Annotated in this window: 21 protein-coding genes and 1 pseudogene; 5 read left to right on the top strand and 17 right to left on the bottom strand. The window is 72.9% G+C overall.

What is annotated here, in order from left to right; translation table 11 throughout:
* Nucleotides 1–94 precede the first annotated feature (94 nt).
* The gene (locus LO931_RS15615; RefSeq protein ID WP_229054768.1) at nt 95–628 is read left to right on the top strand and encodes an AAA family ATPase; all 534 of its coding nucleotides are present in this window, start codon (nt 95–97) and stop codon (nt 626–628) included.
* A 93-nt stretch (nt 629–721) separates the two neighbouring features.
* Here the strand turns inward: LO931_RS15615 and LO931_RS15610 are convergent, their stop codons facing one another.
* Nucleotides 722–1,417, bottom strand: coding sequence for a demethylmenaquinone methyltransferase (locus LO931_RS15610; protein ID WP_229054767.1), 696 nt, complete (start codon nt 1,415–1,417; stop codon nt 722–724).
* Between the two features lie 33 nt (nt 1,418–1,450).
* Here LO931_RS15610 and LO931_RS15605 point away from each other — a divergent pair, with 33 nt between their 5' ends.
* Nucleotides 1,451–2,707 carry an isochorismate synthase MenF gene (locus LO931_RS15605; protein ID WP_229054766.1) on the top strand — a complete coding sequence of 419 codons (1,257 nt, stop codon included), beginning with the start codon at nt 1,451–1,453 and terminating at the stop codon, nt 2,705–2,707.
* Between the two features lie 107 nt (nt 2,708–2,814).
* On the opposite strand, the gene LO931_RS15600 is transcribed toward LO931_RS15605, so the two are convergent.
* The 6 genes and pseudogenes from LO931_RS15600 to LO931_RS15575 all read right to left on the bottom strand — a co-directional run bounded on the left by LO931_RS15600 (nt 2,815) and on the right by LO931_RS15575 (nt 10,138).
* Entirely contained in the window at nt 2,815–3,573 is a 759-nt protein-coding gene (locus LO931_RS15600; RefSeq protein ID WP_229054765.1) for an SGNH/GDSL hydrolase family protein, read from the bottom strand.
* A gap of 251 nt (nt 3,574–3,824) precedes the next feature.
* Nucleotides 3,825–4,349, bottom strand: a pseudogene (locus LO931_RS15595) (SGNH/GDSL hydrolase family protein); the annotation flags it as partial.
* Between the two features lie 118 nt (nt 4,350–4,467).
* Nucleotides 4,468–6,033, bottom strand: a complete 1,566-nt coding sequence (locus tag LO931_RS15590; RefSeq protein ID WP_229054764.1) for an aldehyde dehydrogenase family protein — start codon at nt 6,031–6,033, stop codon at nt 4,468–4,470.
* The gene (locus LO931_RS15585; protein ID WP_229054763.1) at nt 6,030–7,607 is read right to left on the bottom strand and encodes a GMC family oxidoreductase; all 1,578 of its coding nucleotides are present in this window, start codon (nt 7,605–7,607) and stop codon (nt 6,030–6,032) included. The genes LO931_RS15590 and LO931_RS15585 overlap by 4 nt, the downstream gene beginning before the upstream one ends.
* A gap of 45 nt (nt 7,608–7,652) precedes the next feature.
* On the bottom strand, nt 7,653–9,194 hold the full coding sequence (menD, locus tag LO931_RS15580) for a 2-succinyl-5-enolpyruvyl-6-hydroxy-3-cyclohexene-1-carboxylate synthase (RefSeq protein WP_229054762.1): 1,542 nt from the start codon (nt 9,192–9,194) through the stop codon (nt 7,653–7,655).
* On the bottom strand, nt 9,191–10,138 hold the full coding sequence (locus LO931_RS15575; RefSeq protein ID WP_229055153.1) for an o-succinylbenzoate synthase: 948 nt from the start codon (nt 10,136–10,138) through the stop codon (nt 9,191–9,193). Before LO931_RS15575 ends, menD begins: the two co-directional genes overlap by 4 nt.
* Nucleotides 10,139–10,195: 57 nt before the next feature.
* Here LO931_RS15575 and LO931_RS15570 point away from each other — a divergent pair, with 57 nt between their 5' ends.
* Nucleotides 10,196–10,867: an SDR family oxidoreductase gene (locus LO931_RS15570; protein WP_229054761.1), complete on the top strand. Its 672-nt coding sequence runs from the start codon at nt 10,196–10,198 to the stop codon at nt 10,865–10,867.
* Nucleotides 10,868–10,934: 67 nt separating this feature from the next.
* On the opposite strand, the gene LO931_RS15565 is transcribed toward LO931_RS15570, so the two are convergent.
* From LO931_RS15565 to LO931_RS15540, 6 genes are all read right to left on the bottom strand, one after another.
* Complete coding sequence (locus LO931_RS15565) at nt 10,935–13,376, bottom strand: FtsX-like permease family protein (RefSeq protein WP_229054760.1); 2,442 nt, start codon at nt 13,374–13,376, stop codon at nt 10,935–10,937.
* Nucleotides 13,373–14,155 carry an ABC transporter ATP-binding protein gene (locus LO931_RS15560; protein ID WP_229054759.1) on the bottom strand — a complete coding sequence of 261 codons (783 nt, stop codon included), beginning with the start codon at nt 14,153–14,155 and terminating at the stop codon, nt 13,373–13,375. The genes LO931_RS15565 and LO931_RS15560 overlap by 4 nt, the downstream gene beginning before the upstream one ends.
* Before the next feature lie 112 nt (nt 14,156–14,267).
* A complete protein-coding gene (locus tag LO931_RS15555; RefSeq protein ID WP_229054758.1) occupies nt 14,268–14,975 on the bottom strand; it encodes a response regulator transcription factor in 708 nt (235 codons plus the stop codon).
* Nucleotides 14,972–16,153 (bottom strand): sensor histidine kinase, encoded by a 1,182-nt coding sequence (locus LO931_RS15550; RefSeq protein WP_229054757.1) that lies wholly within the window; start codon nt 16,151–16,153, stop codon nt 14,972–14,974. The genes LO931_RS15555 and LO931_RS15550 overlap by 4 nt, the downstream gene beginning before the upstream one ends.
* A gap of 176 nt (nt 16,154–16,329) precedes the next feature.
* Entirely contained in the window at nt 16,330–17,322 is a 993-nt protein-coding gene (locus tag LO931_RS15545; protein WP_229054756.1) for an AMP-binding protein, read from the bottom strand.
* A complete protein-coding gene (locus LO931_RS15540) occupies nt 17,319–17,540 on the bottom strand; it encodes a hypothetical protein (protein ID WP_229054755.1) in 222 nt (73 codons plus the stop codon). Before LO931_RS15540 ends, LO931_RS15545 begins: the two co-directional genes overlap by 4 nt.
* 56 nt (nt 17,541–17,596) lie before the next feature.
* On the opposite strand from LO931_RS15540, the gene LO931_RS15535 reads away from it, so the two are divergent.
* Nucleotides 17,597–18,505 (top strand): 1,4-dihydroxy-2-naphthoate polyprenyltransferase, encoded by a 909-nt coding sequence (locus LO931_RS15535; protein WP_229054754.1) that lies wholly within the window; start codon nt 17,597–17,599, stop codon nt 18,503–18,505.
* 24 nt (nt 18,506–18,529) lie between these two features.
* Here the strand turns inward: LO931_RS15535 and LO931_RS15530 are convergent, their stop codons facing one another.
* Nucleotides 18,530–19,606 (bottom strand): PLP-dependent cysteine synthase family protein, encoded by a 1,077-nt coding sequence (locus tag LO931_RS15530; RefSeq protein ID WP_229054753.1) that lies wholly within the window; start codon nt 19,604–19,606, stop codon nt 18,530–18,532.
* Nucleotides 19,587–19,859: a DUF4229 domain-containing protein gene (locus LO931_RS15525; RefSeq protein WP_229054752.1), complete on the bottom strand. Its 273-nt coding sequence runs from the start codon at nt 19,857–19,859 to the stop codon at nt 19,587–19,589. Before LO931_RS15525 ends, LO931_RS15530 begins: the two co-directional genes overlap by 20 nt.
* A gap of 66 nt (nt 19,860–19,925) precedes the next feature.
* Between LO931_RS15525 and LO931_RS15520 the strand changes: the two genes are divergently transcribed.
* Complete coding sequence (locus LO931_RS15520) at nt 19,926–20,180, top strand: PLDc N-terminal domain-containing protein (protein WP_229054751.1); 255 nt, start codon at nt 19,926–19,928, stop codon at nt 20,178–20,180.
* A 16-nt stretch (nt 20,181–20,196) separates the two neighbouring features.
* Here LO931_RS15520 and LO931_RS15515 read toward each other — a convergent pair whose 3' ends face one another.
* Together LO931_RS15515 and LO931_RS15510 are read right to left on the bottom strand one after the other, a co-directional pair.
* Nucleotides 20,197–21,342, bottom strand: coding sequence for an ABC transporter permease (locus LO931_RS15515; RefSeq protein WP_229054750.1), 1,146 nt, complete (start codon nt 21,340–21,342; stop codon nt 20,197–20,199).
* Nucleotides 21,339–22,241, bottom strand: coding sequence for an ABC transporter ATP-binding protein (locus LO931_RS15510; protein ID WP_229054749.1), 903 nt, complete (start codon nt 22,239–22,241; stop codon nt 21,339–21,341). The genes LO931_RS15515 and LO931_RS15510 overlap by 4 nt, the downstream gene beginning before the upstream one ends.
* Between the last annotated feature and the right edge of the window lie 74 nt (nt 22,242–22,315).

The raw sequence follows: 22,315 nt of genomic DNA, 5'->3' as shown, positions 1-22,315 counted from the left end.
ACGCTACGCCCGCCTGGGGGCACCCTGTTACTTAGGTCACACTAAGCGCGTCGCGAGGGGTGGTCCCCGCCTGGGCATGGGGCAGCATGGGGTCGTGACCGACGCTCCTCGACGCCTGCTGGTGGCCGGTCGGCCCGGTGCCGGCAAGTCCACCCTGGCGCGGCGCGTCGCGGCGGCCACGGGCATCCCGTACACCGAGCTCGACGTCCTGCACCACGGCCCCGGCTGGAACGCGCGACCGGAGTTCGACGACGACGTCCTGGCGCTGGCGCAGTCGCCGGCGTGGGTCACGGAGTGGCAGTACCCGCAGGCCCGACCGGTGCTCGTCGCCCATGCCGACGCGATCGTGTGGCTGGACCTCCCGGTGCGGGTCACGATGACCCGCCTGACGCGCCGCACGGTGAGCCGGGTGCGGCACGGCACCGAGCTCTGGGCCGGCAACGTCGAGCCCCCGCTGCGGACCATCCTCACCGAGCCGAACCACATCATCCGCTGGGCGTGGCGCACGCGGCACGACTACCGCACGCTGGTCGCCGACGCCCGCGCCGAGCACCCGGACCTGCAGCTGGTCCACCTGCGCAGCCAGCGCGCCGCCGACGCCTACCTCGCCACCCTCTCCCCTGAATGACCGCTCGCGAGAGACTTTGTTACCCCTCGCGAGAGACCTTGTTCGTGGTCAGGAGCGACGTCGTCTGTGGAGACGAGGGCGTGAGGGCGCAGGTCAGGCGGGCTTGACGGAGTAATGCATCGCGACGATGCCGCCCGAGAGGTTGTGCCACTCGACGCGCCCCCAGCCGGCCTCCACGAGGCGCAGGGCCAGACCCTTCTGGTCGGGCCACGCGCGGATCGACTCCGCCAGGTAGACGTACGAGTCGGGGTTGGAGGAGACCGCGCGGGCCACCGGCGGCAGGGCGCGCATGAGGTAGTTGATGTAGATCGCGCGGAACGGCTTCCACGTCGGCGTGCTGAACTCGCACACCACGATGCGGCCGCCCGGCTTGGTCACCCGGTGCAGCTCACGGAGGCCCTCGACCGGGTCGTGGATGTTGCGCAGACCGAACGAGATCGTCACGGCGTCGAAGGAGTCGTCGGCGAACGGGAGCCGCATCCCGTCGCCCGCCGTGAAGGCCAGGTCCGGGTACTGCGCCTTGCCCACGCGCAGCATCCCGAGCGAGAAGTCGCACGGCACGACGTGCGCGCCGGCGTCCGCGAAGGGCTGGCTCGAGGTGCCGGTGCCGGCCGCGAGGTCCAGCACACGCTCCCCCGGCTGCGGCGCGACGAGGTCGACCACGGCCTTGCGCCAGCGCCGGTCCTGCCCGAGCGACAGGACGTCGTTCGTGATGTCGTACCGCTGCGCGACCTGGTCGAACATGCTCGCGACCGCGCGGGGGTCCTTGTCCAGTCCGGCTCGACTCACCAGATCACTCTCCCACGGGTAATGTGGATCGTCGTGACCAACCCCGCCGGACCCGCCGCCTCGGACGCCCCCGAGCGTCTGCTGGTGCGCACGCGCCCGGTCGAGGTCGACGACCTGCTGGCGCTGCTGCCCGAGCGCGACTTCCTCGCGTGGGTGCACGACGGCGACGGGATCGTCGGCTGGGGGCGGGCTGCGTCCTTCGACGTGGACGGACCCGACCGGTTCTCCGCCGCGTCCCGCTGGTGGGACGAGGTGCGGCACCAGGCGGTCGTGCGTGACGAGGTCGGGGTCGCCGGCTCAGGCCTTGTGGCGTTCGGCACGTTCGACTTCGCGGCCGACGGTGCCGGCCACCTCACGGTGCCCGAGGTCGTCGTCGGTCGCCGTGACGGTCGTGCCTGGATCTCCACGATCGGCAGCGCGATCGGTCCGACGCCCGAGCTGCGACCGACCACCCGGCCGGAGCGGCCGGGTCCGGTCACGTTCGACGACGGCGACGTCGCCACCTGGACCGCCACCGTCGCCGCTGCGGTCGAGCGGATCACGGCCGACCAGCTCGACAAGGTCGTGCTCGCCCGCGACTGCCGGGCCGACTTCGACCGACCGCTCGACGTGCGCTGGCCACTCGCCCGCCTCGCCCGCGACTACCCCGCGTGCTGGACGTTCCACGTCGACGGATTCTTCGGGTCGACCCCGGAGATGCTCGTCCGCCTCGAGCGCGGTCTCGTGACGTCGCGGGTGCTCGCCGGAACCATCCGCCGCACGGGCGACGACGCGCACGACGCCGCCCTCGCCGGTTCGCTCGCCCGGTCCAGCAAGGACCTCGAGGAGCACGAGTACGCGGTGCGCTCGGTCGCCGACGCCCTGCACGCGCACTGCTCGGCGGTCACCCGCTCCGAGGCGCCGTTCGTGCTCCACCTGCCGAACGTCATGCACCTCGCGACCGACATCGCCGGCGTGGTGCCCGACGGCACGTCGGTGCTGTCGGTGGTCGCCGACCTCCACCCCTCGGCCGCCGTGGGCGGCACGCCGACCGCCGAGGCCGTCGCCCTGATCGCCCAGATCGAGGGGCTCGACCGCGGCCGCTACGCCGGACCGGTCGGATGGATGGACGGGCACGGCGACGGTGAGTGGGGCATCGGCCTGCGCTCAGCCGAGCTCGCGCCCGACGGCCGCTCCGCGCGCCTGTTCGCGGGCTGCGGCATCGTCGCCGACTCGGTTCCGGCCGACGAGCTGGCCGAGTCCGACGCCAAGCTCATCCCGGTTCGCACCGCGCTCTCCCCCCGCGACTGACGACCCCTCGCGAGAGACCTTGTTGGTGGTCAGGAGCGAGTTCCGCATCTCCTGACCACCAACAAAGTCTCTCGCCAGCGGTAACAAAGTCTCTCGCGAGCGGTCATTCAGGTGGGGGTGGTCAGGGTGGGGTAGCGGGGGGCGAGGGCGTCGCCGGAGGAGGTGCCGCGCAGGCGGCGGCCGACCCAGGGGCCGGCGTGCTCGCGCGCCCAGGCCACGTTCGCGGCGCGGCGCTGGGCGGCGGTCTGCGGGGCAGGCGGCACGAGAGGCAGCGGCTCCAGGTCGTGCGTCACGCCGAGCGCGTCGAGCACCGCGATCGCCATCCGCTGGTGGCCGATGCTCGACATGTGCATCCGGTCGGTGTCCCACAGCTGGTCGTCGCGGTACTCGCGCAGACGCCAGAAGTCGACCAGCGTCGCACCGTGGCGCTCGGCGACCTCCCGGACGAGCTCGTTGTAGATCGCGAACCGGCCCCGCAGGAACGCGAAGACCGGCGCCTCACCCGGGTCGTAGGCCGTGAACATCACGACGTGGGCCTGCTGCGAGAGCATCCCCACCGCCGCGTCGTACTCGGCCACCAGGGCGTCGACGTCGATCCGCGGGCGCAGCACGTCGTTCGCGCCCGCGTAGATCGAGACCAGGTCGGGATCGAGCGACAGCGCCGGAGCGACCTGCTCGGCCAGGATCGGCCGGAGCTTGCGCCCCCGGATCGCGAGATTCGCGTAGGTCAGGTCGGGATCGTGCTGCGCGAGGGCGGCGGCACATCGGTCGGCCCATCCACGAACGCCGTTGGGGCGTCGGGGATCGGCGTCGCCGACCCCTTCGGTGAAGGAGTCTCCGAGGGCGACGAAGCGGCGGAATCGCATGGCGCCAGGCTAGACGGCAGCTCCTCGACCGCGAGGCCTGCGGGCAGCACCGGAGGCGTGAGCGTGGGGTACCGCGGGGTCAGGCCGTCACCCAGGGAACGCCCCCGCAGGCGACGGAAGAACCACGGCACCGCGTGCCGCACGAGCCACGCCAGCCGCTGCCGACGGGTGCGCGCCGCGCCGCTCGTCGCCGGGTCGACCTGGAGGGTGTGACGGATGCCGATGGCCTCGCACACCGCTCCGGCCACGATCTCGTGACCGGGCGTCGCGAGGTGCAGGCGGTCGTCGCCCCAGAGGCGACGGTCACCGAGGTCCAGCACGTCCCACAGGTCGACCACCGTCGCGTCGTGGCGTCGGGCGATCTTGCGGACGAGCTCGTTGTAGATCGCGATGCGCCCGCGGAAGGGGCGGAACACCCACACCGGCTCCGGATCGCTGATCGTGAACAGCAGCACCCGGGCGCCCGTGGCCCGCACCCGCGCCACGACGTCCTCGTACACCGCCATGAGCTCGTCCATCCGCACCCGCAGGTGCATCAGGTCGTTGACCCCGGCGAACAGCGCCACGAGGTCGGGCCGCAGCGCGAGCGCCGGCCCGAGCTGCTCGGAGACGATCTGGTCGAGCCGCTTGCCGCGGATCGCGAGGTTGGCGTACTGCACGCCGGGCGCCGCGACCGACATCTGCTCGGCGACCCGGTCGGCCCAGCCGCGCACCCCGTTGGGCAGCAGCGGGTCGGGGTCGCCCATCCCTTCGGTGAAGGAGTCACCGAGGGCCACGAAGCGCCGATGGATGATCCGCCTGTTCACGCGTTCAGGCTACGGGGCACCAGGCCAGCAGCCGACACGCGTCCGGTGAACGACACGTGGCCCGGCGGACAACTCTCGCGACGCGAGATCACCGCAACGTCTTGCGGCCTCCGTAGAGCAGGTTGATGAGCGTGGCCGCGTTCTTGTCGGTCGCCTCGTCACGCTGCATCGAGGTGAGGTTGAGCAACGGCTTGAACCGCTGCCGCGTGATCGCCTTGGCGTAGGTGAACTCGCGCAGGCCGTCGGGACCGTGGATGCGGCCGAAGCCGGACTCACCGACGCCACCGAACGGCAGCGACGGGACGCCCGCGAACATCGCGACGGCGTTGATCGAGGTCATGCCCGAGCGCACCCGCTCGGCGATCGAGACCGCGCGGCGCTTGCCGTACACGGACCCGGCGAGGCCGTACGCCGTCGCGTTCGTCAGCTGCACCGCCTCGTCCATGTCGTCGACCGGGTTGACGACCAGCGTCGGACCGAACGTCTCCTCGGTCACGGCCGCGGAGTCCTCCGGCACGTGGGTGATGATCGTCGGCTGCACGAAGCGCTCGCCGACCGCGTCGGACCCGCCGAGCACGACCCGGCCGCCCTTCGCGATCGCGTCGTCGATGTGGCGCTGGATGACGTCGAGCTGCGACGGCATGGTGATGGGTCCGATGAGCGAGTCGGGCGACGCGTGCGCCGTGACCGTGCGGGCCTGCTTGAGCAGCTCGGTCATGAAGGGCTCGAACACGGCCCGGTGCACGTACACGCGCTCCGCGCCGATACAGGTCTGGCCCGCGTTCGACATGCCGGACCACAGCGCACCCTCGGCCGCAGCGACCAGGTCGGCGTCCTCGTCGACGATGACCGAGTCCTTGCCGCCGGCCTCGATCACGACGGGCACGAGGTTCTCGGCGCACGCCGCCATGACGCGCTTGCCGGTGTTGGCCGAGCCGGTGAAGGCGACCTTGTCGACGCCGGCGCGGCAGAGTGCAGCGCCGGTCTCGCCGTAGCCCGTGACGAGCTGCAGGACGGGACGGCCCCCGACGACCTCGGTGAAGGTGTCGACGAGCCAGCGGCCGACGCCGGGCGTGTACTCGCTGGGCTTGAACACGACGCCGTTGCCCGCCGCGAGCGCGTACGTGATCGAGCCGAGCGGCGTGAAGACCGGGTAGTTCCACGGCCCGATGACGCCCACGACGCCGAGCGGGTTGTACCGCACCGACGACGCGTGGTTGATCGCGAAGATGCCGGACGACACCGACGTGGCACCCAGGACCTTCTTGGCGTTCTTGGCGGCCCAGTTCACGTGGTCGATCGCGAGACCGATCTCGAGCTGCGCGTCGCCGTGGGGCTTGCCAGTCTCGAGGTGCACGAGGTGCGAGATCTGCGCGAGGCGACGCGTGATGACGCTGCGCCACTGCAGCAGGAACTCCTTGCGGCCCTCGAAGCCGATGTCACGCCACCAGATCGCCGCGAGGCGGGCCTTCTCGACCGCCGCCTCGACCTCCTCGGCGCTGTGGATGGCGTGCACGCCGACGACGTCACCCGTGCGCGGGTCGAGCGACTCGAACGTGGGCCCCTCGCGGACCGGCAGCGACGAGATGGGCGGCTCGCCCGCCCCGAACAGGGGGCCGGACAGCTCGGGACCGGTGGGGGATGCGCTCGTCATGCTGACTCCTTGATGAGGTCGGCGGCCTTCTCGCCGATCATGATGGTGGGGGCGTTGGTGTTGCCGCGCGGGACCCGCGGCATGACGGACGCGTCGGCGACGCGCAGGCCCTCGACGCCCATGACCCGCAGGTCGGCGTCGACGACCTTGCCGAGCGAGCACGTGCCCACCGGGTGGTAGACCGTCTGGCCCATGCGGGAGATGGCACCGATGATCTCGTCGTCGCTGGGGTTCCAGCTGCCGGGCGCCCACGGCTTGTCGACGTACCGCGTGAGCGGGCCGACCGACGCGACCTCGAAGGCCTTGCGCATGCCGACCAGGATGCGGTCGAGGTCGGAGGGGTCGGAGTAGTACGCCGGGTCGATCTCCGGGTGCCACGTCGGGTCGGCGGAGCGGAGCGTGATCTGCCCGACGCTCTCGACCCGCACGAGCGTGGGGGCGATGACGAGACCGCGCTTGGTGACCTCGTGGAGACCGTTGTCCCAGAAGCCCGTCGGCAGCACGTGCAGCTGCAGGTCGGGCGCCGGCTGGTCGTCGCTGGACCGGAAGAAGGCGCCCGACTCGGCGACGTTCGAGGTCAGCGGCCCGCGGCCCAGCTTCTGCGCCTTGAGCAGGTTGCCGAGGCTGAGGTTCTCGGAGAAGTCGGAGGTGTTCTTGGTGTCGAACAGCACCGCGGTGATGGGGTGGTCCTGCAGGTTCTTGCCCACCTCGGGCGAGTCGACCTTGACGTCGATGCCGTGCTCGCGCAGGTGCGCGCCCGGGCCCACGCCCGACAGCATCAGCAGCTGCGGGCTGTTGACGGCGCCGCCCGAGAGGACGATCTCGGCGTCGGCGCGGACCGTCTCGGTGACGCCGTGACGCTGGTAGGTGACGCCGGTGGCGCGCGTGCCGTCGATCTCGATCTTCGTGACGAAGGCCTCGGTGCGGACCGTGAGGTTGGGGCGGTCCATCGCCGGCCGGATGAAGGCGTCGGCGACCGACCAGCGGCGGCCCTTGCGGCACGTGACCTGGTACAGGCCGGCGCCCTCCTGCTCGGCGCCGTTGAAGTCGTCGGTGGGCTTGAAGCCGGACGCGACGGCGGAGTCGACGAACGCGTGGGTCAGCTCGTGGTCGTACCGGCGGTCCTCGACCCAGAGCGGGCCGTCGGTGCCGTGGTACTCGCCGCCGAGGCGGCGGTTGCCCTCGGACCTCTTGAAGTACGGCAGGACGTCGTCGTAGCCCCAGCCCTCGGCACCGTAGACGTCGCGCCACTCGTCGTAGTCGGCGCGGTTGCCGCGGATGTAGATCATCGCGTTCATCGAGGTGCAGCCGCCGAGGCCCTTCATGCGGGGCCAGTCGGAGCGTCGCCCGGACAGCATCTTCTGCGGGGTCGTGCGGTACGCCCAGTCCCACTTCGTGCGGAACAGCGTCGAGAATCCCGCCGGCAGGTGGATCATGTCGTCGTCGTCCATGGGGCCTGCCTCCAGCAGCAGCACCCGTACCTGGGGGTCCTCGCTCAGGCGAGCGGCGATGACGCCACCCGCACTGCCGGACCCGATGACGACGTAGTCGAATACCTCAGCGTTGTGACCCACGCCACCCACCGTACTCGCGGTCGGTTGACCGTGCCAGTGCCACTGTCAGAATGCGGACCTGACGGCCGCGGAGACCGCCAGCGCATCGGCGCGACGGGTGGAGCGATCGAGCGGGACCTCGACGACGGCGAGTCCTGACGGGGTCGCGTCGAGCGACGCACGGAGGTCGTCGACCTCGACCCGCGCGTGCGGGACGCCGTGGGCCCGGCACAGCGCCGACAGGTCCGTCCCGGTGGGCGTCGCGTACACCCGCTCGAACGCCTCGGCGTACTCCACCGAGCCCTGCTCGAGCAGGGAGAAGATCGCACCACCGTCGTCGGACACGACGACGATCGTGAGGTCGGGTCGCGGCTCGTGCGGGCCGATCAGCAGGCCGTTGGCGCCGTGCAGGAACGTCAGGTCGCCCATCACGGCGAGGCTCGGGCGTCCTTCGACGAGCGCGACGCCGACGGCGGTCGACACCATCCCGTCGATCCCGGCCAGGCCACGGTTCGCGACGACGATGTCGGGAGACGGACCGGGGGCCACCAGGTCGAGGTCGCGCACGACCGACGACGAGCCGATCACGAGGACTCCACCTGCCGCGGCGCGCCACACGGTCTCCGCGAGGCGGTGCGCGGGCGGGGAGACCGAGTCGATCGCGGACCGCGCGACCCCGTCGGCCTCGTGCCACGCGTCGAACCAGTCGGTGTCGTCGGCCTCCTCGACCTGCACGTGGTCGACGAACCGGACGCCGGGTCCCGGCACGCCGGGGAAGGTCGTGACGCCGCCGACGTGCACGACCTCGACGTCCGAGCGCGCCAGCAGGGCTGACACCGGCCGTGACAACGTCGCGTGGCCGAAGCTCACGACCCTCTCGATGCGCGCGGACAGCGGGTGGTGGTCGAGCAGGAGCCGGTAGGCGCCGACCACCTGGTCGCCGCGCACTCCGGAGCTGGGCTCGGCGAAGAGCGGCCAGCCGCCGTCGCGCGCCACGTCGCGGGCCCGCGTGTCCTGGGCTGCGTCACCGGCCAGCACGACGGTCGCCGGGCCGGGTCCGAGCGTCACCAGCGCGCTCTCGTCGAGCGTGGCCGGCGCCGTGGCGACGACGTCGAACGTCCACTCGACCGTCTCGACGAGCGGCTCGTCCAGCTCGAGGTTGAGGTGCACGGGTCCCGACCAGGGCGCGCCGGGCAGCGATGCCGGGTCCTCGATGAACGGGACGCGCGGGAAGATGCGCCGCTGGTCGGTGGTCTGGTTGGCTCCCGTGCCCCGCAGGCGCGCGGGGCGGTCGGCCGTCACCGCCACCACCGGAACCCCCGCGTGCAGTGCCTCCAGCATGGCGGGGTGCAGGTTCGCGACCGCCGTGCCCGACGTCGTCACGACCGGCACGGGCGACCGGGACGCCTTCGCGAGCCCGAGCGCGAGGAAGCCGGCCTCCCGCTCGTCGACCCGCACGTGCAGGCGCAGCAGGCCCTGCTGGTCGGCGGCGTGCAGCGCGAGGGCGAGCGGGCCCGAGCGGGAGCCCGGCGCGAGCACGGCCTCCGTCGCGCCGAGTCCGAGCAGCCGGCCGACCAGCTCGCGGGCCGTGTCTGTCGAGCGGCTCACGCGAGTCCCCCGGCGAGGCCCTCGACGCGCGCGAGTCGGTCGAGCCACCAGGCCGTGCGCTCGGCGTCGGCGCGGCACCGCTCGAGGAGGTCAGGGTCGACGACCGGCCGGCGCACGTCCAGCATCCCGCCCACGGGCGCGAGCGGATCGGTCACGACGTCGGTCTCCAGGAGCGCCTGCGTGCCGAGACCGCAGGCGAACGGCAGGTCCGGCAGGGCGGCCGCGAGCGCGAGCCCGGCGGCCAGTCCGACGGAGGAGTCGACGGCGCTCGAGACCACGACGGGCAGGCCGATCTGCTCGGCGATCGTCAAGCACGCCGCGACGCCGCCCAGCGGAGCGACCTTGAGCACCGCGACGTCGGCGGCCTCGTGCTCGGCCACCCGGTAGGGATCCGCGGCCTTGCGGATGGACTCGTCCGCCGCGACCAGCACGCCCGTCTCGCGGCGCACCCGAGCCAGGTCCTCCACGCTCGCGCAGGGCTGCTCGACGTACTCCAGGCCCACCTCGTCGTCGAGGGCGAGCACGGCGACGAGCGCCTCCCGCAGGCCCCACGCGCCGTTGGCGTCGACCCGCACCCGACCGTCGGGACCCAGCGCCTCACGCACCGCGGCGACCCGAGCGAGGTCGTCGGCCAGGTCCTGGCCCTGCTCGGCGACCTTGACCTTGGCGGTGCGGCACCCGGAGGCGAGCACGATCTCGGCGGCGCGCTCGGGCGTGACTGCGGGCACGATGCAGTTCACCGGCACCTGCGCGCGGACGGGCTCGGGCCACCCGACCGTCGACGCCTCGCGGGCGGCCGCCCACCAGTGGAGCGCCTCCGCGTCGTCGTACTCCAGGAAGGGCGCGAACTCGCCCCAGCCCGCCGGGCCCTCCACCAGGACCCCCTCGCGGTGCGTGATGCCGCGGAACCGGTCGCGGAGCGGCAGCGAGTAGACGATCGGCATCGCGCGGGGCTTCACACTCAGGGAGCCTAGTCACCGCCGCGACCCTAGGCTCGAGACATGGCCACCATCGCAATCGTCGGAGGGGCGGGCCAGATCGCTCGCCTCGTTCATCCCAAGCTCATCCACGCAGGTCACCAGCCTCGCGCCCTCGTCCGCCGTCAGGAGCAGGCCGACGAGCTCGAGCGCTCCGGAGTCGAGACCCGGTTGTTCGACCTCGAGAACGACGACGACGAGGCGCTGCGCGCCGCGCTCGAGGGCGCTGACGCCGTCGTGTTCGCGGCCGGCGGCGGCCCCGACGGCAACGCCGACCGCAAGCGCACGGTCGACCTCGAGGGCTCGATCCGCTCCGCCCAGGCCGCCGAGGCACTCGGCATCGCCCGCTTCGTGCAGGTCTCGGCGATCGGCGTCGACGAGCCGCTCGGCGACGACGTCGAGCCCGTCTGGCGTGTCTACGTCGAGGCCAAGCGCGACGCCGACGACCACCTCCGCAAGACCTCCCTGTCCTGGACCATCCTGCGTCCCGGCAAGCTCACCGACGACGAGGGCACCGGCCACGTGACGCTCGGTGTGGACGTCGCCAAGGGCGACGTGACCCGCGACGACGTCGCCGCCGTGATCGCGGCGGTCGTCGACGACGGCCGCTCGGTCCGCCAGCAGTGGGACGTCGTCGGCGGCACCACCCCGGTCATCGAGGCCGTGGGCGAGGCGACCGCCGGCCAGGACCTCTGACCGGACTGCCTGCGACAGACGACGAACCGGCCGTGCACCTGGTGCACGGCCGGTTCGTCGTCCCGACTCAGTCGGCGACGAGGCCCTCCGCCGGGGCGATCCGCCCCGCTCGCCGGGCCGGGACGATGCAGGCGACGACCCCGGCCGCCGCGGCGGCCAGCACCACGAGCGCCAGCTGCCCGAACGGGATGACCATGGTGGCGTCCGGCACCGCGACGTCGATGACGGTGCGCACTCCGGCCCACGCGTAGCCGATCCCCAGCGCGGTCCCGAGCAGGCCCGCCGCCGCCGCGAGCAGCAGCCCCTCGACGCCGAGCGACCTGCGCAGCTGCCCGCGCGTCAGCCCGAGGGCCCGCACCAGCGCGTTCTCGCGTCCCCGCTCCAGGACCGACAGCCCGAGGGTGTTCCCGATGCCCGCCAGGGCGATCAGCACCGCGATGCCGAGCAGGCCCACGACGGCTCCGACGAGGATGTCGAGCTGGACGTCGACCCAGGCCCGGCGGTCGAGCTGGTTCGCGAGGTCGAGACCGCCCTCACGGGCCACCAGCCCCAGGCTCCCGCCGAGGTCGTCCGGATTCGCGCCTGCTTCGGCGCGCGCCCACACCGCCTGCATCTCCGCCTCGGGCGTCAGCTGCTCGAGGGTCGCCGGAGCCACCACGAGCGCCCCGCCCCAACGGCTCGGCACGAGTCGGGTCGCCAGCTCGACGACCCCGGCCGGCCCGGTCAGCGTCAGCCGCTCGGGGATCGTGACGTCGCCGCCCCGCTCGACGTCGTACGGCACCAGCACCTCGCCCGGCTCGACCGCGAGAGCCGCACCGTCGTCGTGCGCGATGTCGAGCGCGGCCTCCCCCGGGGCGAGGACCGCGAGCTCACCCAGGTCACCGGCCGTCGCGGTCGTGCCGGGAACGCCGGCAGCGCTCTCGACCTCCGGCGTCGACCTCACCCGCTCGAGCACCTCCGCCGAGGCCGCAGTCGTGGACGACAGCACCAGGTCGACCGGGTACTCGCCGTCGAGCTCGGCCTCCATCGCGCCGCGCCCCGTGGCCATGACGGTCAGGACCGTCGCGGTCAGGGTGACCCCGACCAGCAACGAGGCCGTGGTGGCGGCCGTGCGTCGCGGGTTGCGCACCGCGTTGTCGACCGCGAGGCGGGACGTGGCGCCCGTGCGACCGACCAGGCGGCCGAGCAGCCGGATCACGGCGGGGACGACGACCGGGCCGAGCACCAGCACACCGACGAACGTCGTGAAGCTGCCGAGGATCGCGAGCTGGACGTGCATCGTGGACGTGCCCACGGCCAGCGGCACGGCGCCGAGCGCGAGGACGGCGGCGCCGAGCACGATGCGACGGCGTCCCACCGCACTGCGGGCGTGGGTCGGTTCGTCCGGACGCAGGGCGGCGAGCGGACTGATCCGCACGACCGCGCGGGTCGGCCACCAGGACGCGACGACCGTCACGACCACACCACCGACGAACGCGCCGACGAGCCACGCGGGCGACCAGCCGACCGCGCCGATCCTCTCCGCACCGGCGAAGGCCCTCACCACCGCCGCGATGCCCCAGCCGCCGATCGCTCCGGCGAGGAGCCCGAGCGCGGAGGCCAGCACACCGATCGCGAGGGCCTCGAGGCGCACGGCGCGCAGGAGCTGGCGCTTGCGCGCGCCGACGGCCCGCAGCAGCGCGAGGTCGCGTGAGCGCTGCGCGAACAGGATCGTGAACGTGTTGGCGACCACCAGGACCGCGACGAACGCGGCCACGGCGGCGAAGACCAGCACGAGGTACGAGACCACGTCGATGCCGTCGTTCACCTGGGTGCGTCGCTGGTCCACGTACGCGTCCGTGGTGCTGACAGAGGTGTCGACGGCGGCGGTGATCGTCTCCGCGACGGCGTCGACACGGTCGTCCGGCGCGGCCACCAGCACGGTCTCGGGCTGCGCCGTGGGCAGGGCACGCAGGCCGTCCCACGGCACGTAGACGGGTGCCGAGAGGTACGCCGCGGGTGCGGCGATGCCGACCACCGTGACCGTCAGGGCCTCGGGACCGGAGCCGATGGTCAAGGTGTCGCCGACCGCGACCTCGCGCGACGTGGCGGCGCGCTGGTCGACGAGGGCCTCGTCGGCGGCCCGGGGCGCCCGACCCTCGACGACCTCCTGCCACCGGTGGTCGGCGTCGAGGTCGACCGTGCCGATCGAGGCCTCCGCGTCGAGCTGCCGACCGTCCTCGGAGGTGATCTGCTCCCAGGCGCGCCCGATCGTCCATGCCGCGGCCCCCTCGGCCTCGGCCGAGTCGACGGCACGTTCCTGGTCCTCCGTCGAGATGCCGTACGACTCCCCCACGACCAGGTCGGCTGCCGCGTACGGAGCCCCGACCCCGGCGTTGAGGCCGGAGCGCGCGGCGGTCGACAGGGCGTCCGTCGCGACGACGAACGCCACCGCCAGGCCCACCGCGAGGACGGCCGCGACGTACCGACGCGTGTGCACCCGCAGCGAGGCGAGCAGGACCGTCCTCATCGGGTCACCTCCAGCACCGGGGCGATCAGCGCGGCCGCGACCGTCTCGGCCTCCGGCGAGGCGAGGTGCTCGCGCACGCGCCCGTCGGCCAGCACCACGACGTCGTCGGCGTAGGCGGCGGCGTCGAGCTCGTGGGTCACCATCACGACGGTCTGCCCGAGCTCGTGGACGCCGCGGTGCAGCAGGCCGAGCACCTCGGCCGCCGTCTCGCTGTCGAGGTTGCCGGTCGGCTCGTCGGCGAACACCAGGTCCGGCTCGCACACGAGTGCGCGGGCGATGGCGACGCGCTGCTGCTGGCCGCCGGAGAGCTCGCCGGGGCGGTGGTCGAGACGGTCGGCCAGGTCGAGCACCTCCACGACGTGCTCGAGGCGGGCCCGGACACCGCGGTCGACGCGACGGCCGGCGAGCTCGAGCGGCAGCAGCACGTTCTGGCGAGCGGTGAGCATCGGCAGCAGGTTGAACGCCTGGAACACGAAGCCCAGGTGGTCGCGGCGGAAGCGGGTGAGGTCGTCGTCGCCGAGGCCCGTGATGGTGGTGCCGGCGATCGTGACCGTCCCGTCGCTCGGACGATCCAGGCCCGCGAGGCAGTGCATCAGCGTCGACTTGCCGGATCCGGAGCGGCCCATGACGGCGGTGAAGCGGCCCTGCGGGAGGTCCAGGTCGACCTCGCGAAGAGCGTGCACCGCGGTCGGGCCGGCTCCGTAGGTGCGGGTCAGCCCGCGGGCCGACGCGGCCGGAGGAGACGTGGTGACGGGTGGACGGGGAGCGGGATTCGTCATGCCCACGACGCTAGGAAGATCCGGGAGGCCGATCGTCACCCTGCGGGACCGTCCTCCGACGGCTCGTGTCCACCCGTGGTCGTACGCACGTCAGCGCCCGGCCAGCCCCGCGTCAGCGCCCGGTGAGTCCCGCGTCGTAGGCGAGCACCACGAGCTGCACGCGGTCGCGGGATCCCGTCTTGGCCAGGAGCCGACTGACGTGGGTCTTCACCGTGGCCTCCGCGACCACGAGGTCGCCCGCGATCTCGGTGTTCGAGCGGCCTGCTGCGACGAGCAGCAGCACCTCGCGCTCCCGCTCGGTCAACGAGGCCAGCCTGCGGTCGAGGTCGGAGGTGTCGGGCACCGCCTCGGCCTCCGGGTCCGGGGCCGCCCGCACGAAGTGCTCCAGCAGTCGCCTGGTCGTGGACGGCGCGACGACCGCGTCACCCGCGTGCACCGACCGGATCGAGCCCAGCAGCTCGGGAGGGGCGGCATCCTTCAGCAGGAAGGCGGACGCCCCGGCGCGCAGGGCCGAGAACGCGTACTCGTCCAGGTCGAACGTCGTCAGCACGATGACCCGCGGGGCCTCGTCGGGATCGGGGGCTCGCTCGAGGAGCTGCCGGGTCGCCTCGACGCCGTCGAGCCGGGGCATGCGGACGTCCATCAGCACGACGTCGGCCGCCGTGACCGTCAGGAGGTCCAGCGCCTCGCCGCCGTCGCCGGCCTCGCCCACGACGACCATGTCGGGCTGGCTCTCGACGAGCATGCGGAAGCCGGCCCGCACCATCTGCTGGTCGTCGACCAGGAACACGCGGATCGCGGGGTCGTCGGAGGCGCTCATCGTCTCCACCGTGCCCGCACGACCCAACCGCCGTCGGCGCCGGGCCCGGCCGTCAGGGACCCGCCGTGCACCGCGACGCGCTCCCCCATGCCGACGAGACCGAGCCCGTCGGCCGTCGGCGCCTCCGCGCCTCGTCCCGTGTCGGCCACCTGCACCAGCACGACGTCGCCCACGGTCACGTGCACGCGCACCTCGGCGTCGTGCCCCGCGTGCTTGCGCACGTTGGTGAGCGACTCCTGCACGATGCGGTAGACGGTGAGGGCCTCCGCCTCGGGGAGGGACGCGCCGTCCGGCGGGAGCTCCGCCGAGATGCGCGTGCCGGACCTGCGGGCGAGGTCGACCAGCTCCTGCAGGTCGGGCAGCCCCGGCTGGGGCGCCCGTCCGGACTCCTCACCGGTGCGCAGCAGCCCCAGGAGCCGACGCATGTCGGCCAGCGACGCGCGGCCGGTCTGCGCGACGGTCTCGAGGGTGCGCACCGCGACGTCCGGGTCCTTCGCCGCGGCGTACCGACCGCCATCGGCCTGGACGACGATGACCGAGAGCCCGTGCGCCACCACGTCGTGCATCTCGCGAGCGATCCGCGAGCGCTCGCGGCCGGCGGCGAGCAGGACACGCTGCTCGGCCTCGACGACCCGGCGCTCACCCCGCTCGACGAGGGCCGCGACGTAGGCGTCGCGCACCCGGCTCAGCGTGCCGAGCGACCACGCGACGATCACGATCGCGCCCACCGTGAACAGGTACGGCACGTAGTCCGACCACACGGCCTGCACGTAGTCGGGGCGGTAGCCCTCGATCCAGGTCACGGAGGCGACCGCGGCGCCGATCAGGCCGACGAGCAGGCCGATCGCCCCGGCGACGGCCGAGCCGTGGCGGGCGAGGTTGTAGAGCGCGACGGGGTAGGCCAGCTGGCTGACGATCGGGGTGTCGATGACGAGCGCCTGCACGGCGCTAGCGCCGGCGATGATCGTGTAGGCGAGCACCGGGTGCGTGCGCCGGACGACGAGCGGGAGGGTCTGCACGAGGCCGAGCACGATCCAGGCCGTGCTCCCGGAGGACGCGCCGACCAGCAGCACCACGAACGCGAGCAGAGCGACGGGGACGACGTCGAGCGCGCGCCGCAGCCCCGGTCCCGGGCGCCACGGCTCCCGCACGCTCTCGGTCCCTGTGCCGTCCACCACGGCCTCGACCCTAGGCGAGCCCCGCTCGCCCGTCGTCCACCCACAGGATGACGTCCCCCTCGCGAGAGACTTTGTTGGTGGTCAGGAGAGACCTTGTTGGTGCACAGGAGTGACAAACCCGCTCGTGTCCACAGACAAGCTCACTCGCGAGGGGTGACAAAGTCTCTCGCGAGGGGTCATGTGAGGAGGGAGCGGGCGGCGAGGCGGTCGGGCTTGCCGTTCGGGAGCATCGGGATCGCGTCGACGAGCCGCACGTCCCGCGGACCCCAGGCCCGCGGATGGCCGGCGTCCTCGACCGCGTCGCGGAGGCGCTCGGCCGACAGGCCCTCCAGGCACACCACGTCGGCCGGCACGACGAGAGCCACGACCCGCTGACCCCACTCCTCGTCGTCGACCCCGATCGCCAGCGCGTCCGCCACGCCGGCGGCGTCCTGCAGGGCACCCGTGACGGCGGGGAGCGGCACGTTGACGCCGCCGCTCAGCACGACGTCGTCGACGCGGCCCAGGATGCGCAGCTCGCCGGCCACGATCTCGCCGAGGTCGTTCGTCGCGAACCACTCCTCGGTGCGCGGGGCGCCGACGTAGCCGTCGAACAGGACGTCGCCCGCCACCATGACCTGCCCCTCGTCGATCCGCAGGCGCACGCCGTCGAGCGGGAAGCCGTCGTACACGCATCCTCCGCAGGTCTCGGACATGCCGTAGGTGCGCACGACGTGGATGCCCGCCTCGCGCGCCCGCTGCACGAGTGACGGCCGCACCGGCCCCCCGCCCACGAGCACGGCGTCGAGCTCGGCCCACGGAGCCGCCTCCCCGGCCTCCAGCACGCGGTGCAGCTGCGTGGGCACGAGCGAGGCGTAGCGACGATCGGCAGTGTAGGCGTCGAGGGACGTGACGGGCTCGATGCCCGTGAGCAGCGACCGCACCACGACCTGCAGCCCGGCGACCCCCGTCGGCGGGACGGCGAGCAGCCACTGCCCCGGCCCCCCGAGGCGTGCGTGCGTCGCCGTCGCCGAGGCGCGCACCGCACGGGGCGGGAGCACGACGTCCTTCGGCTGCCCCGTGCTGCCGCTCGTGCGGATCCACAGCGGGTCGTCGCCCTCGATCCACTCCCGCAGCAGCGGGACGAGCTCGTCGAGGCTGCCGGTGACCGGACGCAACGAGACGCTCATGCCTCGTCCCACGGGTCGGGGACGTCCTCCTCGGACTCACGTCGCTTCTCGGCCGCGCGGGACTTGTCGCGCTGGGTGATCTGGTACGCCAGGGCTCCGGCCACGACGACCACCGCGGCGAGCCCGCCGTACTGGGCCCAGCCGTCCTCGAGCGTCAGCGTGCCCCAGCCGAGCAGCACGGCGATGACGAGCAGGCCCCACGGGAACGGTCGATCCACCCCGTCACGGTACCGAGGACTGCCACCCCGGGCGCCGGCTGGCAGACTCTCGCTCCATGACCGACGGCACGACCCCCCTCTCCGCGCAGCCGCCCCAGGGGCTGGCCCTGTGGCTCGCGGGTGCCCGGCCCCGCACCCTTCCCGCGGCGGTCGCGCCGGTCGCGGCCGGTACCGGCGCCGCCGTGCTCGCCGACGGGTTCGTGTGGTGGAAGGCGCTGCTGGCGCTCGGGGTCTCGCTCGCGCTGCAGGTCGGCGTCAACTACGCCAACGACTACTCCGACGGCGTGCGCGGCACCGACGACGACCGGGTCGGACCGCTGCGGCTCGTCGGTTCCGGTCTCGTCCCGGCCGGTCGCGTCAAGGCCGCGGCAATCGGATTCCTCGCCCTGGGCGGCCTGCTCGGGCTCGTGCTCGCGGCCACCACGAGCTGGTGGCTGCTGCTGGTCGGCGTCGCCGCCCTGGGTGCTGCCTGGACCTACACCGGTGGTCCGTCGCCGTACGGGTATCGGGCGCTCGGCGAGGTCAGCGTCTTCCTGTTCTTCGGGCTCGTCGCGGTCGTCGGCACGACGTTCGTGCAGGTCGAGGACATCACCCGGGCCAGCGTGCTCGCGGGCGTCGGGGTCGGCGCCCTGGCCTGCGCGATCCTCGTGGCCAACAACCTGCGCGACATCGCGACCGACGTGGTGGCCGGCAAGCGCACCCTCGCGGTGCTGCTCGGCGACGGCCGTACCCGCGGGTTCTATGTGCTGCTGGTCCTCGTGGCCGTCGCGACCGCGGTGGCGCTCGCCGTGACCGAGACGCCCTGGGCCCTGCTCGCGCTGCTGTTCACCCCGCTCGCGGTGCGCGGCGTCCGGGTCGTGACCTCCGGCGCGACCGGCCCCGCGCTGATCCCCGTGCTGCAGTCCACCGGCGTCGCCGAGCTCGTCTTCGCCCTGGGGCTGACCCTCGGCCTCTGCCTCGCCTGAGCGGGCAGTGACCCGGCGCGGGCGTCAGGCCAGGCGGCCCGTGGCGTCGTAGCGGTCGAGCTGCTCGGCGAACGGGGCCGGGTCGAGGCCGTGAGCGGCGACCCACGTCGCGTCGGCGTGGCTCGCGCGGTAGCGCTCGCCGCCGTCGCACAGCAGCGTGACGATGCTGCCGGACTCCCCCGCCTCGGCCATGCGCGTGGCCAGCTGGAGCGCGGCCCAGACGTTGGTGCCGGTCGACGGGCCGACTTCGCGCCCGAGCCGGGCCGACGTCCAGGCCATCGCGGCGAGCGAGGCGCTGTCGGGGACCTGCAGCATGTCGTCGATGACGCCGCCCACGAACGACGGCTCGATGCGGGGGCGACCGATGCCCTCGATGCGGGAGGTCGTCGTGGTGACCACGTCGGAGCGGTCGGTCTGCCAGCCCTCGTGGAACGCCGAGCCCTCCGGGTCCGCGACGAGCACCCGCGTCTCGTGGCGGCGGTACCGCACGTAGCGCCCGATCGTCGCGGACGTGCCGCCGGTGCCGGCACCCACGACGACCCAGCTCGGGATCGGGTGCGGCTCAGCCGCCATCTGCTCGAAGATCGACTCGGCGATGTTGTTGTTGCCGCGCCAGTCCGTGGCCCGCTCGGCGAACGTGAACTGGTCCATGTAGTGCCCGCCGCAGTCGGCCGCGAGGCGTCGCGCCTCGTCGTAGGTCTGCGACGACGACTCGACGAAGTGGCAGCTCCCGCCGTGCCACTCGATCAGCGCGACCTTCTCGCGGCTGGTCGACGCGGGCATCACGGCGACGAAGGGCAACCCGATCAGCCGGGCGAAGTACGCCTCGCTGACGGCCGTGGAGCCGCTCGAGGCCTCGACCACGGTGGAGTCCGAGCGCAGCCAGCCGTTGCACAGTGCGTAGAGGAACAGCGACCGCGCGAGGCGGTGCTTGAGGCTGCCGGTCGGGTGGACCGACTCGTCCTTGAGGTACAGGTCGACGCCCGGCGTGGGCAGCGCGAGCGCGTGCAGGTGCGTGTCGGCGCTGCGGTTCGCGTCGGCCTCGACGATGCGGACCGCCTCGGCGATCCAGGCCCGCTGATCAGTCGACGTCTTCGGCACTGCGCGACTCCTCGATGCGCGCCGAGATCTTCTCGGCCCGCTCCTGCACCTGCAGGGCGAGGGCCTCGCGCTGCTTCGTCAGCAGCACGAACGCGAGGACCGAGGAGATCACCATGGCGACGAACAGCACGACGAGATTCGTCAGCTCCTCGAACTTCACCAGGCCGAACCCGAAGCCGATGCCGGCCAGGACTCCGTAGGTGACGGCGAAGAGTCCGATGCGCGAGAGCGTGTAGGTCCAGAACGGCGACATGACGTCAGCGTAGTCGCGGCCCGTGCGACGGCCGAACTCCTGGCGTCGTTCGCTACGGTGACCGCCATGGGCAAGTTCCTGCTGGCGGCTCTCGCGATCGTCCTGGTGATCTACGCGTTCTTCGACGCGGCCGCCACTCCCCGTCAGCAGGTCCGCCTGCTGCCGAAGCCCGCATGGCTCGTGATCATCGTGCTGGTGCCCGTGGTCGGCGCGCTGGCGTGGATCGGATTCGGCACCAAGCGACTGCGGCCCGGGCCCGGCCGGCCCGCTCGTCCGCCGCGCGGCCCCGACGACGACCCGGACTACCTGCGCGGCATCTGAGTCACCCCCGGCGGGCTCAGGCCTCCCAGCGGAAGAGCCGCGCCGAGACCGCCGCGAACACGGCGGCGAAGCCCAGCAGGATCGCGATGGGCACGACGATGGCGCCGGGCCCTTGCTCGCGCACCATGACGTCGAGCATGCCGTCGTTGAGGTGCTTGAGCGGCAGGCAGTTGCTCACGATGCGCAGCCACGCGGGTGCCCCGTCGAGCGGGAAGAACGAGCCGGACAGGAACGCCATCGGCAGGACGATGAAGTTCGCGAGCCCGATCGCGCCCTCCTCGGTCTTGGAGACCGCCCCGGCGAGCATGCCGATCGACAGGAACGCCAGCGTGCCGGCCAGCAGCAGCGGCACCATGAGCGGCCACCAGCCCGACAGCGTGAGGCCGAAGGCGCCGACCCCGAGCCCGACGAAGATCACGGCCTGCACGACCGCGATGACGAGACTGACCCCGACCCGCGCGAGGACGACCGAGCTGGTGCGCACCGGGGCCAGTCGCAGCCGTCGGAGCAGGCCGCTCTTGCGCCACATGACGAGGTTGGCCGCGGCGCCGAACGTGGCGCTCATCGCGACGGCCCAGCCGAGCAGGCTCGGCGTGACGTACTGGATCTGCTCGAGCGAGTCGTCCTCGACCTGGCTCGCGTCGAACGTGAACGTGGGCGGTTCTCCCGTGGACTGCTGGTAGACCGCCGTGTTCGCCTGCTGCACGATCGCCTGCATGATGCCCTGGATCTGGGCACCTCCGACCGCGTCGGCCGCCGAGTAGTGCACCGTGACGGTGCCGCCCTCCTCGGTGACGGCCGCGGCGGCGTCGCCGTCGCGCACCTTCTCGAGGGCCTCGTCGAGGTCGTCGCTGCGGGTGATGTCGATGGCCTGGTCGATGCCCTCGCGCGCCTCGGCGGGGGCGTCGTCGATGACCGACACCTCGCCCACCACGATGACCTCGGCCGGATCGGCCTCGCCCTGGCTCGTGAAGATGCCCCCGAAGAGCACCAGGAACATCAGCGGGAACGCGATGGCCCAGAACAGCGTCATGCGGTCGCGCACGAAGCCCTTGAACATCGCGACGGTGAGCGCCTTCAGGGGGCGTGCGGCCTTGGCGTCGCCGGCGCCGGTGGTCGGCGCGGGGGTGGTCTGGCTCTCGGGCCGGGTGCTCGTGCTCATGCGCGGTACTCCCGACCGGTCAGGTCGAGGAAGACGTCCTCGAGCGTGCCCTTGCTGACGCTGAGCCCCTCGAGGGCCTCGCGGCGACCGAGCTCGCCAAGCACCGTGGCGGCGTCACGCGTCTCGATCACGAGACCGGAACCCCCGAGCGTGACCGTGTCGACCGCCGGCAGGGTGCGAGCGTCGTCGAGCGAGATGGCCTCGGCGGCGAGCCCGATGCGGGTCGCGGCGTCGAGGCCGCGGATGAGGGCGGAGGGCGTGTCGAGCTCGAGGAGCCGGCCGCGGTCGACGATGGCCACCCGGTCGCAGAGCACCTCGGCCTCCTCCATGTAGTGCGTCGTGAGCACGACGGTGCGCCCGGAGTCGTTGATGCCGCGCAGGACGTCCCAGAGGTTGCGCCGCGCCTGCGGGTCGAGAGCTGCGGTCGGCTCGTCGAGGAACACGACCTCGGGGTCGTGCACGAGGGCGCACGCGATGGAGAGCCGCTGCTTCTGGCCGCCGGAGAGGTCCTCGACCTGGGCGTCGGCCTTCTCGGTGAGGCCGACCTGCTCGAGCAGCTCGTCGAGCCGTGCGGTGGAGACCCCGTAGATCGCCCCGAACGTGCGGAGCTGCTCGACCGCGGTGAGCCGCTCGAAGAAGGCCGAGGACTGCAGCTGCACGCCGATGCGTCGCTGGAGGTCGGGCTCGCGCCGGGCCGGGTCACGCCCGTCGATCGAGACCCGACCCTCCGAGGGCTCGCGGAGCCCCTCGATCGTCTCGAGCGTCGTGGTCTTGCCGGCGCCGTTGGGACCGAGCAGGCCGAAGAACTCGCCTGGCTCGACCGTGAAGCTGATGTCCTCGACCGCGGTGACGGCGCCGTAGCGCATCGTCAGGTGATCGACCTCGATCTGTACCCCCATGGCCTCGACGCTATCGGCTCGGGCGGACACCCCGCGTCGGCCGAAAGTCGTAGAAGGGGGGACGTCCGGCGGGG

The organism is Aeromicrobium sp. Leaf350 (genome assembly GCF_916858655.1).
Taxonomy (GTDB): domain Bacteria; phylum Actinomycetota; class Actinomycetes; order Propionibacteriales; family Nocardioidaceae; genus Aeromicrobium.
The sequence above is the reverse complement of the archived record's forward strand: the minus strand, read 5'-3'. Positions and strand labels throughout refer to the sequence as shown.

Bases quoted from the DNA above. Each gene is read 5' to 3' on its own strand.
- LO931_RS15510 (WP_229054749.1), bottom strand. From the start codon at position 22,241: ATGGGGGTACAGATCGAGGTCGATCACCTGACGATGCGCTACGGCGCC.
- LO931_RS15600 (WP_229054765.1), bottom strand. From the start codon at position 3,573: ATGCGATTCCGCCGCTTCGTCGCCCTCGGAGACTCCTTCACCGAAGGG.
- LO931_RS15520 (WP_229054751.1), top strand. From the start codon at position 19,926: ATGGGCAAGTTCCTGCTGGCGGCTCTCGCGATCGTCCTGGTGATCTAC.
- LO931_RS15590 (WP_229054764.1), bottom strand. From the start codon at position 6,033: ATGACGAGCGCATCCCCCACCGGTCCCGAGCTGTCCGGCCCCCTGTTC.
- LO931_RS15570 (WP_229054761.1), top strand. From the start codon at position 10,196: ATGGCCACCATCGCAATCGTCGGAGGGGCGGGCCAGATCGCTCGCCTC.
- LO931_RS15515 (WP_229054750.1), bottom strand. From the start codon at position 21,342: ATGAGCACGAGCACCCGGCCCGAGAGCCAGACCACCCCCGCGCCGACC.
- LO931_RS15575 (WP_229055153.1), bottom strand. From the start codon at position 10,138: ATGCCGATCGTCTACTCGCTGCCGCTCCGCGACCGGTTCCGCGGCATC.
- LO931_RS15525 (WP_229054752.1), bottom strand. From the start codon at position 19,859: ATGTCGCCGTTCTGGACCTACACGCTCTCGCGCATCGGACTCTTCGCC.
- LO931_RS15555 (WP_229054758.1), bottom strand. From the start codon at position 14,975: ATGAGCGCCTCCGACGACCCCGCGATCCGCGTGTTCCTGGTCGACGAC.
- LO931_RS15565 (WP_229054760.1), bottom strand. From the start codon at position 13,376: ATGAGGACGGTCCTGCTCGCCTCGCTGCGGGTGCACACGCGTCGGTAC.
- LO931_RS15545 (WP_229054756.1), bottom strand. From the start codon at position 17,322: ATGAGCGTCTCGTTGCGTCCGGTCACCGGCAGCCTCGACGAGCTCGTC.
- LO931_RS15560 (WP_229054759.1), bottom strand. From the start codon at position 14,155: ATGACGAATCCCGCTCCCCGTCCACCCGTCACCACGTCTCCTCCGGCC.
- LO931_RS15535 (WP_229054754.1), top strand. From the start codon at position 17,597: ATGACCGACGGCACGACCCCCCTCTCCGCGCAGCCGCCCCAGGGGCTG.